Annotated in this window: 12 protein-coding genes and 3 pseudogenes; 4 read left to right on the top strand and 11 right to left on the bottom strand. The window is 66.5% G+C overall.

What is annotated here, in order from left to right; genetic code table 11:
• The 5 genes and pseudogenes from A5652_RS23175 to A5652_RS23195 all read right to left on the bottom strand — a co-directional run.
• A pseudogene (locus A5652_RS23175) lies at positions 1 to 193 on the bottom strand (hypothetical protein); the annotation flags it as partial.
• A 60-nt stretch (positions 194 to 253) separates the two neighbouring features.
• A complete protein-coding gene (locus tag A5652_RS23180; RefSeq protein WP_067357424.1) occupies positions 254 to 856 on the bottom strand; it encodes a DNA-3-methyladenine glycosylase I in 603 nt (200 codons plus the stop codon).
• A gap of 19 nt (positions 857 to 875) precedes the next feature.
• Positions 876 to 1,823: an aldo/keto reductase gene (locus A5652_RS23185; protein ID WP_067357400.1), complete on the bottom strand. Its 948-nt coding sequence runs from the start codon at positions 1,821 to 1,823 to the stop codon at positions 876 to 878.
• 130 nt (positions 1,824 to 1,953) lie between these two features.
• The gene (locus A5652_RS23190) at positions 1,954 to 2,694 is read right to left on the bottom strand and encodes a glucose 1-dehydrogenase (protein ID WP_067357404.1); all 741 of its coding nucleotides are present in this window, start codon (positions 2,692 to 2,694) and stop codon (positions 1,954 to 1,956) included.
• A gap of 17 nt (positions 2,695 to 2,711) precedes the next feature.
• The gene (locus tag A5652_RS23195; RefSeq protein ID WP_067357407.1) at positions 2,712 to 3,812 is read right to left on the bottom strand and encodes a diacylglycerol kinase; all 1,101 of its coding nucleotides are present in this window, start codon (positions 3,810 to 3,812) and stop codon (positions 2,712 to 2,714) included.
• Positions 3,813 to 3,923: 111 nt separating this feature from the next.
• Here A5652_RS23195 and A5652_RS23200 point away from each other — a divergent pair, with 111 nt between their 5' ends.
• Positions 3,924 to 4,814, top strand: a complete 891-nt coding sequence (locus A5652_RS23200; protein ID WP_067357411.1) for an alpha/beta hydrolase — start codon at positions 3,924 to 3,926, stop codon at positions 4,812 to 4,814.
• Here the strand turns inward: A5652_RS23200 and A5652_RS23205 are convergent.
• Positions 4,811 to 5,446 carry a TetR/AcrR family transcriptional regulator gene (locus tag A5652_RS23205; protein WP_064950964.1) on the bottom strand — a complete coding sequence of 212 codons (636 nt, stop codon included), beginning with the start codon at positions 5,444 to 5,446 and terminating at the stop codon, positions 4,811 to 4,813. The genes A5652_RS23200 and A5652_RS23205 overlap by 4 nt on opposite strands.
• A gap of 158 nt (positions 5,447 to 5,604) precedes the next feature.
• Here A5652_RS23205 and A5652_RS27875 point away from each other — a divergent pair, with 158 nt between their 5' ends.
• Positions 5,605 to 5,730, top strand: coding sequence for a hypothetical protein (locus A5652_RS27875; protein WP_156745502.1), 126 nt, complete (start codon positions 5,605 to 5,607; stop codon positions 5,728 to 5,730).
• Positions 5,731 to 5,758: 28 nt separating this feature from the next.
• Here the strand turns inward: A5652_RS27875 and A5652_RS23210 are convergent, their stop codons facing one another.
• The 4 genes and pseudogenes from A5652_RS23210 to A5652_RS23225 form a co-directional block, all read right to left on the bottom strand.
• Entirely contained in the window at positions 5,759 to 7,183 is a 1,425-nt protein-coding gene (locus A5652_RS23210; RefSeq protein WP_067357414.1) for an NAD(P)(+) transhydrogenase (Re/Si-specific) subunit beta, read from the bottom strand.
• Positions 7,180 to 7,509, bottom strand: coding sequence for an NAD(P) transhydrogenase subunit alpha (locus tag A5652_RS23215; RefSeq protein ID WP_007769289.1), 330 nt, complete (start codon positions 7,507 to 7,509; stop codon positions 7,180 to 7,182). The genes A5652_RS23210 and A5652_RS23215 overlap by 4 nt, the downstream gene beginning before the upstream one ends.
• A gap of 78 nt (positions 7,510 to 7,587) precedes the next feature.
• Positions 7,588 to 8,688, bottom strand: a pseudogene (locus tag A5652_RS23220) (Re/Si-specific NAD(P)(+) transhydrogenase subunit alpha); the annotation flags it as partial.
• 277 nt (positions 8,689 to 8,965) lie between these two features.
• Positions 8,966 to 9,433, bottom strand: a complete 468-nt coding sequence (locus tag A5652_RS23225) for a nuclear transport factor 2 family protein (RefSeq protein ID WP_156745503.1) — start codon at positions 9,431 to 9,433, stop codon at positions 8,966 to 8,968.
• A gap of 137 nt (positions 9,434 to 9,570) precedes the next feature.
• On the opposite strand from A5652_RS23225, the gene A5652_RS23230 reads away from it, so the two are divergent.
• Together A5652_RS23230 and A5652_RS23235 are read left to right on the top strand one after the other, a co-directional pair.
• A complete protein-coding gene (locus tag A5652_RS23230; RefSeq protein ID WP_067357428.1) occupies positions 9,571 to 10,788 on the top strand; it encodes an acyl-CoA dehydrogenase family protein in 1,218 nt (405 codons plus the stop codon).
• Positions 10,785 to 11,609, top strand: a complete 825-nt coding sequence (locus tag A5652_RS23235) for a tyrosine-protein phosphatase (protein WP_067357421.1) — start codon at positions 10,785 to 10,787, stop codon at positions 11,607 to 11,609. Before A5652_RS23230 ends, A5652_RS23235 begins: the two co-directional genes overlap by 4 nt.
• Before the next feature lie 9 nt (positions 11,610 to 11,618).
• On the opposite strand, the pseudogene A5652_RS23240 reads toward A5652_RS23235, so the two are convergent.
• A pseudogene (locus tag A5652_RS23240) lies at positions 11,619 to 11,914 on the bottom strand (serine/threonine protein kinase); the annotation flags it as partial.

The following is an 11,914-nucleotide window of genomic DNA, read 5'->3' on the forward strand; positions in this document are numbered from 1 at the left end:
ACGCCAGCCCGTCGCACCGGGTGACGGCGATCTGCGGGTTCGCCGACCTCGAGGCCTTGGTGGCCGCCGGGCGCACCAGCGCGCTCGCCTCGCCCCGGTAGCGGCCGGTGTGGTCGACGCTGCGCGCCGCGAGCACGTCGGGGTCGGTAACGACGTGATTCGATCCGACCAGGCTCGCCAGGCTGCGCAGCATGTTCGCGGTTATAGCACCCGCCGGCGCGCACCGATCACACCGGCCGCGTGTTGCGCGGGTTCAGCCCGGCGACGGCGACACCGCGCGGAAACATCCTTCGAAATGACCATTTTCGATCCCCACGGTCTGCATGAACGAATGCGCCACGACGGGTCCCACGTGCCGAAAGCCCGCCCGCCGCAGGCATTTCGCAAGCTGATGCGACTCCGGGCTGGTCATCCGGCCATCGGTCCAGCTACGGAGTCGATGATGTTGGCGCGGTTGATGTCTCCACGCCAGCTGCGCTAACGAGGCATCGCCCAGCAGCCGGGCGTTGTGCAGCGTGGCCTCGATCTTTCGCCGATTGCGAATGATCGACCTGTCGACCATCAATCGCTCGACGTCCTCGTCGGTCATCGCTGCCACCGCCGCCGGGTCGAACCCGTGAAAGGCGGCGCGCAGGTTGTCTCGCTTGTCGAAGACGGTTCCCCACGACAGGCCGTTCTCGAAGTACATCAGCACCAGCGCCTCGAACAGCTCGGTTTCGTCGCGAGTGGGTCTGCCCCACTCGTCGTGATATGCGGTCAGGTCACGGCCCGTCTCGGTGGCCCAGCGACAGCGAACGATGCCGTCAGTACCGGACACCACCGTCGGCAGGTGTGACGGCACGCCAACACCCGCCATGGCCTTCACGACGCGACCCTCAACTACCCTTGGGAACCTCGGCGAATCCCGGTTGTCCCGCGTCTACAACGGAATTGAACCGGTACCGAGTCTCAAGACGCTCGTTGATCTCTTGGATCGCGTCCTCGGGAAGCGCGGTCACATCGAAGTTCTCGCGGATGCGTGCCGGTGTGACGGAGCCCGTGAGGACTGCGGTGCCGCGCTGGATACCCCAGGCCAAAAGCACTTGCGCAGGGGTCTTTTCAACGCGTCGGGCGACCGACACGACGAGAGGGTCATCGAGCAGCCGCGGTTCCAGCGCGTGCCCCAGCGAGGCGAACGCCTGCAGAATGATTCCGTCCGTCTCGCGCAAACCGTGCAGTTCCCACTGCGGGTGATACGGGTGCGACTCGACCTGGACGACCGCCGGCTTGATGCGCGCGGTCTGGGCGATCTTTCGAACGCCTTCGACCTCGATGTCGGACAGGCCTATCGCTCGCGTAAGCCCATCTTCCACAAGGGCTTCCATGGCGGCCCAGGTCTCCTCCAACGTGACCCCGTCGTCGTAGACGACGGCTCCGTGGATGTCACGGGGATCTTGGTCATCACCGGGCCGGAACGCGAACGGGGTGTGCACCAGATATAGGTCGACCGCGTCTAGTCCGAGTCTGCCCAGGCTCGCCCGCAGCGCGGGCTTCACGCGTTCCGGTCGATGGTTGTTGTTCCACAGCTTAGTTGTCACAAACAGCTCTTCGCGGCGCACCGTTCCGGAGGCGAACAACTCCTTGAGCGCCGCACCGACCTCGGCTTCGTTGCGGTAACGCTCCGCGGCATCGAGGTGGCGGAAACCCACTTGGACCGCGGTCTTGACAGCATCGCGCGTCTTGGTGTTATCGGACAGGGAGGTCCCAAATCCGAGCGCCGGAATCTCACCGCTGCCGTCGTTGAGGGCAAATCTGCGTTGACTCAGATTCTCGTTCGATGCCATGCCGTTCGACCTCCTTGTGGGTAAACGAAAGGTCGCCTGTCAAATCATAGATGACCAGTCATTTATTTAACAAGAGGCGCTGTTGCGCCATTCCCCGCAACTCGGGTCCAGTGCAGCAGCGATGGCGACGCTAGAACTCCTTATGATTCACGTCGGTAACCAGGCCGCCGTCCATCACGTACTCGCTGCCCGTGGAGTAGGACGATTCGTCGCTGGCCAGGAAAAGCACGAACGTTGCGACTTCCCGGACCTCGCCGGGACGCCCGAGCGGAATGGTCACCATGTCCTCGGGCAGGTGGGCGGTCATCGGGGTGCGGATGAACCCCGGATGCACCGAGTTCACCCGAATGTTGTGCGGCGCCAGCTCCAAAGCCGCCGACTTCGCCAGCCCGCGCACGCCCCACTTCGAGGCGACGTAGGGGTGCACCATGGGCGCGCCGCGCAGGCCCTCGATGGATGACACGTTGATGATCGAGCCACCGCCGGCCGCGATCATCGGCTCGACCGCAACCCGCATGCCCAGGAACGTGCCGGTCAGGTTGACGTCAATCACCTTCTGCCACTTGGCCAGATCGAAACTCTTCAACGGACCGAGCGCTACGGTACCGGCGTTGTTGACCAGAACGTTGAGCTTGCCGAATTCGCCGAGCGCGGTGGCGACCGCCGCGTCCCACTGGTCGGGCTGGGTGACGTCGAGGTGCACATAGCGTGCGGAGTCGCCGATCTCGTCGGCCAGCGCCTTGCCCTGGTCGTCCAGGATGTCGCCGATGACGACCTTGGCGCCCTCCTCGACCAGCAGGCGCGCATCTTCGGCTCCCATACCGCCAGCGCCCCCACTGATCAGCGCTACCTTGCCGTCTACCCGACCCACGCGGGTCTCCTTTCGTTTTAGGTGGTCACCAAAGTGCTTGGTGCGTAAAGGCCTTTGCCGGTTACCAGCGGCAAATCGAGTGTGGTCCGGATGCCCGGCGGCGCCGCGATCACCGCGGGGATGGCGTTGACGACGCGGCCGGCGGCGCCCGCGATCGCCGCGTGGTTGTGATCGCCCTTGCGGCTGCTCGGGATGATGTCGACCGCATACGACGGCTCGCCGGTGATCTCGACCCGGTACGAGCCGTCGCCGGAGGCGGGCTGGGGCAGGTCGGGGCGCAGGTCGGGCCGCAACCGGGTGACGTGCTCGATGACGATGGCCGGGTGGCCCTCGACCATGCCGCGAATCTCGAACTGCAGCACGGCAACCGTGCCCTTGGCCACGTGGCCGACCGCGATGTCGAAATCCTCGGGCGCGGGCTCGCGCTGGTAGGACTCGGTGATCTCGTCGACCTCGATGCCGAGGCCCGCCGCCAGTTGCCGGATCGCGGTTCCCCACGCGATGCTGAGGATGCCCGGTTGCAGCAGCATCGGGACCTCGTCCATCGGCTTGGCGAATCCCATGTAGTCCATGACCTCGGTCCCGTTGTACGACGCGTAATCATGAATCTCCATGCAGCGCACCTGCTCGATGCGCTGACAGGTGCCGGCGAGGGCGAACGGGATCAGGTCGTTGGCGAATCCAGGGTCCACACCGCTGATGAAGATGCTCGAATTGCCTTGCTTGGCAGCGTCTTCCACGCGGGCGATGTATTTGTCGGGCATGACGTCCCACGGATATTGCAGCAGCCCGGGTGACGACCCGACGACGTTGATGCCGGCGGCCAGGATGCGCATGACGTCGGCCATCGCCTCGGGCAGCCGGGTGTCGCCCATCGCGCAGTAGACGACGCAGTCGGGCTTGGCGGCGATGATCGCGTCCAGGTCATCGACGGCCGCCACGCCCGTGACGACGCCGGCGTCCAAACCGACGCCGCACAACTCGCCGGCGTCCCGACCCACCTTCTCGGGCGTCGAGACGCACACCCCGGTCAGCTCGAACTGCGGGTTGGTGATGAGTTCGGCGAGGGCCAGCCCTCCGACATTTCCGGTGCCGACGTGCGCGACGCGGATCGCCATGAGAGTCTCCGTCCGTTGAGCGCTCAAAACTTTTCTAGACACTAGTCCATTAATTCCCAAGCGCATACCTGCCCGACAGATCGCGATCGCCGGGGGCAGAATCAATCGCTGATGACACAGCGCGAAGACATTCGGTTCCCGTCCGGCGACGACCTGATCAGCGCCTGGCTGTACCGGCCCGCGGGCAGCGGACCCACGCCGCTGCTGGTGATGGCGCACGGTCTGGGCGCGGTGCGAAGCATGCGACTCGACGCGTACGCCGAACGCTTCAGCGCCGCCGGCTATGCCTGCCTGGTATTCGACTATCGCAACTTCGGCGACAGCGAGGGCATGCCTCGTCAGGTCCTCGACGTCGACATGCAGCTCGGCGACTGGGCCGCGGCCGTCGCCTATGCCCGCACCATCCAGGGAATCGACCCCGATCGAGTCGGGTTGTGGGGCACCTCTTTTGCGGGTGGTCACGTGATCGCCACCGCGGCGCGGCAGCCGGGCATCGCCGCGGCCGTCGCCCAATGCCCCTTCACCGACGGCCTCGCGTCGGCACGCACCATCGTCAACCCGTGGATCACCGCGCGCATCACCGCGCGGGCGGTCCGCGACGTGCTCGCAAGCCGGCTGGGCAGGCCACCGGTGATGGTCGCGACGGCCGGCAAGCCCGGCGAGGTCGCGTTGATGAACACGCCCGACGCCTATGCCGGCTACCTGCGGTTGGTTCCCGACGGGGTCGAATTGCGCAACGAGGTCGCGGCCCGAATCGCGTTGCAGGTCTTCAGCTATCGCCCGGGCCGGTCCACGCCGAAGATCACCTGCCCGATCCTGTTCTGTGTGTGCGAGGCCGACTCAGTGGCGCCCGCTGCGGCGACGCTGCGGCACGCGGGCAAGGCGCCCCGCGGCGAGGTGAGGCTGTACCCGGAGGGGCATTTCGCGATCTACATCGACGAGGCGTTCGAACGCGTCGTAGCCGACCAGCTCGCGTTCCTCGACAAGCACCTGCGCGCTTAAGGCCCCAGCGGAGACGTCGTGCGGATGGCTTCGTCGCGGATCAGCCCGCGCAGCAGGGCGGTGCTGAACTCCGCGGCGATCTCCTTGGCCGAGCGCCGGCCGCTGGGCCGCAGCCAGCGGTAGCTGCCCAGCGTCATGCCGATGTAGCCCAGCGCCAGCACGTGCGAGTCGCACGGGTAGAACTCGCCATTGGCGATCCCGCGATCGATCAGGCCGTGCACGTGGTGGTAGACCTGAGCTTCCTTCTCGCGGACCTCGGCAACCTGCTCACTGGTGAACCATTCGGTGATGTACGGCTGCTCCTGGAAGTAGACCGCGGCCCGTTCCGGGTCGCTGGCGATGCCGGTGAGCAGCCGAACCGTGTACTGATAGAGGGCCTCGCGCGCCGTCCACGACGGATCGTCGTGCACGGCGGCCAGCGTGCCCTCGGCGGCCTGGCGGTAGATGTCGAACAGGATCAGTGACTTGCTGGCGTAGTAGTGGTAGACGGTCGCCTTGTTCAGACCGATCACGTCGGCCACGTCGTCCATCCGGGTGCCGTGATAGCCGCGCGCAGCAAACAGCTTGGTGGCGACCGCCAGCAGCTCTTCGCGCCGGGTTAGCCCATTCGGGGTGATGCTGTCGGTGGGCATCTGTTCTCACTATCGTCGGTATGGCCAGGCCAGGGCCGGTGCGGCCAGAATAGCTATCAATCAACTGGTTGGACAGTTTATGCAAAACGCCGGGTGTCACGTGCACGCATATGCGACTAGACTCCTCATCGAACGCGATGAGTCGAGAGGTGGGGCCGATGGATCCGAGTCCGGATTACGACGGAAGCGACGAGATCGAGTTCTTCATGCGGTACTTCACCTGGGGTCTGCGCGGGGTAACCGACGGAAACGGATACCCGCCGCCGGCGTACCCACCCGTCTAAATTTCCAGCGCAACGGCGCCTTGCGTCGTTACAGCGCCTTGAGTTCCTCGGCGACCTCGGTCACCGATTTCTTCGCGTCGCCGAACAGCATGCTGGTGCCCTCGCCGTAGAACAGCGGGTTGTCGATGCCGGCGAAGCCGGAGTTCATTGACCGCTTGAGCACAATCACCGATTTGGCCTTGTCCACGTTGAGGATTGGCATGCCGTAGATCGGGCTGGACGCGTCGTTGCGGGCTGCCGGGTTGGTGACGTCGTTGGCGCCGATGACGATGGCGACGTCGGTGCGGGCGAATTCGTCGTTGATGTCGTCCATGTCCTTCATGGCGTCGTAGTCGACTTCGGCCTCGGCCAGCAACACATTCATGTGCCCCGGCATCCGGCCCGCAACCGGGTGAATCGCGTACTTCACCTCCACGCCCTTGCCTTCCAGCAGAGCCGCCATGTCCTTGACGGCGTGCTGGGCCTGCGCGACGGCCAGCCCGTAGCCGGGCACCACGATCACCTGGTTGGCGTAGGCCATCTGGATCGCGGCGTCGGCGGCCGAGGTGGCCTTGACGGTCTTGTCACCGCCGTCGCCGCCGCTCGGGGCGACGCCGCCACCCCCGAAGCCGCCGGCGACGATCGCCGGGATGGATCGGTTCATGGCCTTGGCCATCAGGTTGGTCAGGATGGAACCCGAAGCGCCGACGATCATGCCGGCCACGATCATCGCGGTGTTGTTCAGCGCCAGGCCCGCGGCTGCGGCCGAGAGCCCCGTCATGGCGTTCAGCAGCGAGATGACCACGGGCATGTCCGCGCCCCCGATGGGCAGCACCACCATCAGGCCCAGCACACCCGCGGCGGCGAGCAGCCCGATCATCCACCACAGCGGCGCGCCACCGGTGCCGGGATGGGCATGCAGGCCGATGACGACGGCCGCGGCCACCGCCCCGGCCAGCAGCAGCAGGTTGATCGGCTGCTGCGCCCTGCCGAAGCCGATCGGCGATCCGGAGATGATCTCCTGCAGCTTGCCGAAGGCGATGATCGACCCCCAGAACGAGATCGACCCGATGATCGCGGCGAACAGCGAGGCCACCACGATGTGCACGGTCGGCGACTCGCCGTGCTGGAAGGCCGAAAAGCCGCTGGTCTCAATGAATTCCGAGAGCGCGATCAACGCGACCGTGCCACCGCCGACGCCGTTGAAGAACGCCACCAGCTGCGGCATCGCCGTCATCTTGGTGTAGCGGGCCGGGGGGACGCCGAGCACCACGCCCACCACCAGACCGGCGATGATCAGCACCCACTGGTCGGTGTGGCGGATCTTGATCAGGGTCGCCGCCACGGCCAGCGCCATACCCACCGCGGCGATCAGGTTGCCCCGCACTGCCGTCTTGGGTCCGGTCAGGCCCATCAGGCCGTAGATGAAGAGGGCGAAAGAAATGATGTAGAGGCCGATTACCAAGTAATTCATTTGGCCGCCGGCTCCTCACTCGCTGCGGGCAGGGGTTTCTTCTTGCCCTTGAACATGCCGAGCATCCGGTCGGTGACGATGAACCCGCCGATGACGTTCAGCGTGCCGAAGACCACCGCGACGAACAGGATGATCTGCACCGCCAGCGACGGATGCTCGACCGAGCCGAACACCACCAGGGCGCCCAGCACCACGATGCCGTGGATCGCGTTGGTGCCCGACATCAGCGGCGTGTGCAGCGTGTTGGGCACCTTGGAAATGACGGCGAACCCGACGAATCCGGACAGCACCAGGATCGCCAGGTTGGCCAATAGCTCGTCGTACATCTAGGAGTCCCCTCCACTGGTTTGGCGCCGCTCCTCAGCATCGCTGCGTCCCCCTCGCCGCTCCGCGGCTGGGGGCACCCCCACTGCATCGTCGTCAGCGCTGCGCGTCACACATGACTCCGCGACGACCTCGTCGTCGAAGTCGGGGGCCAGCTTGCCGTCGGTGAGCAGCAGGTCCAGCAGGGCGGTGATGTTCTTGCTGTAGAGCTCGCTGGCATGTTCGGGCATGGTCGCCGGCAGGTTCAGGGGCGACGCGATGGTGACGTCGTGCTTGACGACCGTCTGCCCGGGCTCTGTGAGCTCGCAGTTACCCCCGGTCTCTCCGGCCAGGTCCACGACAACGCTGCCCGGCTTCATCGCTTCCACCGCCGCCGCGGTGACCAGACGCGGAGCCGGGCGTCCCGGAACCAGCGCCGTGGTGATCACGACGTCGAATCCGCTGATCGCCTTTTCCAGCGCCTTCTGTTGCTGGGCGCGCTCCTCGTCGGTCAGTTCACGGGCGTAGCCGCCCTCGCCGGAGGCGTCGATTCCGATGTCGAGCCACTGCGCGCCCACCGAGCGCACCTGGTCGGCCACCTCGGGTCGCACGTCGTAACCGGTGGTGCGCGCGCCGAGCCGCTTGGCCGTCGCCAGCGCCTGCAGCCCGGCCACGCCCACGCCGAGCACCAGCACGGTGGCGGGCTTCACGGTGCCGGCCGCGGTCGTCAGCATCGGGAAGAACCGGGTCGACTCCGAGGCCGCCAGCAGCACGGCTTTGTAGCCGGCAACGTTGCCCTGTGACGACAGCGCGTCCATCGCCTGCGCCCGGGAGATCCGCGGGATGGCCTCGAGTGCGAACGCCTGCACGCCGGCCTGTTTCAGGGCCTCGATGGAGTTCTCGGCGTTGCGCGGCGCGAGGAAACCGATGAGCGTCTGGCCACTGCGCAGCTTGGCGACCTCGGCCTGAGTCGGCGGCGCGACCTTGACCACCACGCCGGCGGCCCACGCGTCCCCGATGGTGGCCCCGGCCTCGGTGTAGAGCGCGTCGGGCAACAGGGCCCGTTCACCGGCGCCGGACTCGACCACCACCGCGACGCCGCTGCTCACCAGCGATGCGACCGCCTTCGGCACCAGCGCGACCCGCCGCTCGTCGGCGCCGGATTCGGCGACCACTCCTACCGTCGTCTGCGCATTTGTCATGGCGCGTACATCTACTTTCCGTACTTTTCCGTACTGTCCCTGCCGATGGGCGTGGCGCTGGCTCGGCCGCGCGCTTCGCTACCTTAACCAGGTTTCACCCTGGACGTGTGATCGGCTCCGGGCCACCCGAGGCCGGATACCCGGCCGCCGGCGATCGACCCTCCGGTCGATGGTTCGCCGCCGCGGAGCGATGCAGTAGCGCCCGGACCGTTGTGAGGTCACAAGGCGCCGTTGTTGCCCCCAGCTGCGCTTGCGCCTCTTCGACGCGCCCGGCCGGCTACCAGAGCGGGATGTCGTGACCGTGCTCGGATTCCGGCCGGGGCCCGAAGTAGCGGCGCTGAGATTCGTCGATCGGCACGTCGTTGATGCTGGCTTCGCGGCGGGCCATCAATCCCGAATCGGTGAACTCCCACAGCTCGTTGCCGTAGCTGCGGTACCACTGACCGGACCGGTCGTGGCACTCGTATTGGAACCGCACCGCGATGCGGTTGTCGTGAAAGTCCCAGAGGCTCTTGCGTAGCGAGTAATCGAGCTCGCGCTGCCACTTGCGGGTCAGAAACGCCACGATCTCGTCGCGGCCCACGACGTGTTCGCCGCGATTGCGCCACTGCGAATCGACCGTGTAGGCCAGGCTGACGCGTTGCGGATCGCGGGTGTTCCACGCATCCTCGGCCGCCTGCACTTTTCGAATCGCCGTTTCTTGGGTGAACGGCGGGAACGGGGGGCGGGCTGGCGAACTGTCCATGGCATCCATCGTGCGCGCAGCGCTGTCCGGAAACGAAGCCTCCGCCGCGTGTCTTCACCGTCGATTCAGCGTCGCGCCGGTGACCGGAAACTCGCCCACTCGACACGTGTCCTATCGTGACGGGCATGGACTTCGCGATGTCGGCCAAGGCCACCGACTACCACAAGCGGTTGTCCGACTTCATGACTGAGTTTGTCTTTCCGGCGGAGGCCGCCTACGACAACTACCGCCACGAGGCCGGCGCAGATGATCACACCGTTCCCCCCGTCATCGAGGAACTCAAAACAAAAGCCAAGGAGCGCGGCCTGTGGAACCTGTTCCTGCCGGCCGAATCGGGGTTGACCAACCTCGAGTACGCGCCGCTGGCCGAGCTGACGGGCTGGAGCCTGGAGCTGGCTCCCGAGGCGGTCAACTGCGCGGCGCCGGACACCGGGAACATGGAGACTCTGCACCTGTTCGCCACCGAGGAGCAGCGCAAGCAGTGGCTGGAGCCATTGCTGGCCGGCGAGATCCGCAGCGCCTTCTCAATGACCGAGCCCGCGGTCGCGAGCAGCGATGCGCGCAACATCCAGACGGCCATCGTGCGCGACGGCGCCGACTACGTCATCAACGGGCGTAAGTGGTGGACCTCGGGCGCGGCCGACCCGCGCTGCAAGATCCTGATCGTGATGGGCCGCACCAACCCGGAGGCCGCGAGTCACCAGCAGCAGTCGATGGTGCTGGTGCCGATGGACACCCCCGGCGTGACGGTGGTGCGCTCCACGTCAGTATTCGGCTGGCAGGACCAGCACGGGCACTGCGAGATCAGCTACGACAACGTCCGAGTGCCGGTGACGAACCTGCTCGGCGAAGAGGGCGGCGGCTTCGCCATCGCCCAGGCCCGGCTGGGGCCAGGCCGCATCCATCACTGCATGCGCGCTCTCGGCGGGGCCGAACGTGCGCTGGCCCTGATGGTGCACCGTGCGAACAACCGCATCGCGTTCGGCCGACCCCTGGCCGACCAGGGTCTGGTGCAGCAGGCAATAGCCAAGTCCCGCAACGAGATCGACCAGGCAAGGCTGCTCTGCGAGAAGGCGGCGTGGACCATCGACCAGCACGGCAACAAGGCCGCCCACTTACTGGTCTCGCAGATTAAGGCGGTAGCGCCTCAGGTGGCGTGCGACGTCATCGACCGCGCGATCCAGGTGCACGGCGCCGCCGGCGTCAGCGACGACACGGTGCTGGCCCGCCTGTACGGCTGGCACCGCGCCATGCGGATCTTCGACGGGCCCGACGAGGTGCACATGCGCACCATCGCGCGCGGCGAGATCGGCCGCGAGCAGTCCGCGTTCGCCGCGGCGGTGACCGGGGAATGACTGAGGCGTTGCGGGAGCTCTCGGGCGCGTGGAACTTTCGCGATGTCGCCGACGGCACGCCCGCGCTCCGGCCCGGGCGACTGTTCCGGTCCGGTGAGCTGAGCCGGCTCGACGACGCCGGACGCGCGACGCTGCGCGAGTTGGGCATCACCGATGTCGCCGATCTGCGCGCGAACCAGGAAGTCGCCCGGCGCGGTCCGGGGCTGGTTCCCAACGGCATCGAGATTCACCGGCTCCCCCTCCCCGATCTCGGCGACGATCAGACCAGCGAGGACGATGCGCCGCACGAAACCGCGTTTCGGCGCCTGTTCGAGGGCGATGCGAGCCAGTCCGACGAAGAGGTCAACGAGGCCGCCATCCGGCACATGATCGACGAGTACCGGCAATTCCCGACCCGAAACGGGGCGCAACGCGCTGTGCGGCAAGTCTTCTCGATGCTGGCCGCCGGGCGCTCGGTGCTCACGCACTGCTTCGCGGGCAAGGACCGCACCGGTTTCGTGATCGCCACAGTGCTGGAGGTGCTCGACGTCGATCGCGACACCATCGTCGCCGACTACCTGCGCAGCAACGCCGCGGTACCCCAACTGCGCGACCACATCTACGAGATGATCCAGAAACGGTCCGACGTCGAATTGACCCCGGAGGTGGTCACTTTCACCAAGGCCAGGCTTGCCGATGGAGTGCTCGGCGTACGTGCGGAGTACCTGGACGCCGCGCGCCACACCATCGATCAGGAGTTCGGGTCGCTGCAGGCGTATCTGCGCGAAGCCGGTGTCACCCGAAATCAGGTGGACCGGCTCCGCGCAGAGCTGCTGGCCTGAGTCTTCGGCTTACCCCAGCTTGAAGTCGGCCTGCTTTGCCGCGGACAGATCGGTGATCTCGCCCCACTGCGAGGCGATGTCCTCCACCGACGGCGGCTTGTCGTAATTGACGCCCTGGTTCTGGAACAGCGCGACACGCTGCACCTTGCCGCCACCGACCACGAAAACCGAAGCGCTGTTGGGGTTTTCCTCGGTGCACAGGTAGGCCACCACCGGAGCGACGTACTCGGGCGTCAGCTTCTCGAGAACTTCCTTCGGCAGGATGTCTTCGGTCATCCGGGTCGCCGCGATCGGGGCGACCGCGT

Origin of the sequence: Mycobacterium sp. 1165178.9 (assembly GCF_001673555.1) — a bacterium.
GTDB lineage: Bacteria > Actinomycetota > Actinomycetes > Mycobacteriales > Mycobacteriaceae > Mycobacterium.

Excerpts from the sequence above, each read along its gene's own strand:
- A5652_RS23180 (WP_067357424.1), bottom strand. The coding sequence starts at position 856 with ATGGCGGGTGTTGGCGTGCCGTCACACCTGCCGACGGTGGTGTCCGGT.
- A5652_RS23185 (WP_067357400.1), bottom strand. The coding sequence starts at position 1,823 with ATGGCATCGAACGAGAATCTGAGTCAACGCAGATTTGCCCTCAACGAC.
- A5652_RS23195 (WP_067357407.1), bottom strand. The coding sequence starts at position 3,812 with ATGGCGATCCGCGTCGCGCACGTCGGCACCGGAAATGTCGGAGGGCTG.
- A5652_RS23200 (WP_067357411.1), top strand. The coding sequence starts at position 3,924 with ATGACACAGCGCGAAGACATTCGGTTCCCGTCCGGCGACGACCTGATC.
- A5652_RS23205 (WP_064950964.1), bottom strand. The coding sequence starts at position 5,446 with ATGCCCACCGACAGCATCACCCCGAATGGGCTAACCCGGCGCGAAGAG.
- A5652_RS27875 (WP_156745502.1), top strand. The coding sequence starts at position 5,605 with ATGGATCCGAGTCCGGATTACGACGGAAGCGACGAGATCGAGTTCTTC.
- A5652_RS23210 (WP_067357414.1), bottom strand. The coding sequence starts at position 7,183 with ATGAATTACTTGGTAATCGGCCTCTACATCATTTCTTTCGCCCTCTTC.
- A5652_RS23215 (WP_007769289.1), bottom strand. The coding sequence starts at position 7,509 with ATGTACGACGAGCTATTGGCCAACCTGGCGATCCTGGTGCTGTCCGGA.
- A5652_RS23225 (WP_156745503.1), bottom strand. The coding sequence starts at position 9,433 with ATGGACAGTTCGCCAGCCCGCCCCCCGTTCCCGCCGTTCACCCAAGAA.
- A5652_RS23230 (WP_067357428.1), top strand. The coding sequence starts at position 9,571 with ATGTCGGCCAAGGCCACCGACTACCACAAGCGGTTGTCCGACTTCATG.
- A5652_RS23235 (WP_067357421.1), top strand. The coding sequence starts at position 10,785 with ATGACTGAGGCGTTGCGGGAGCTCTCGGGCGCGTGGAACTTTCGCGAT.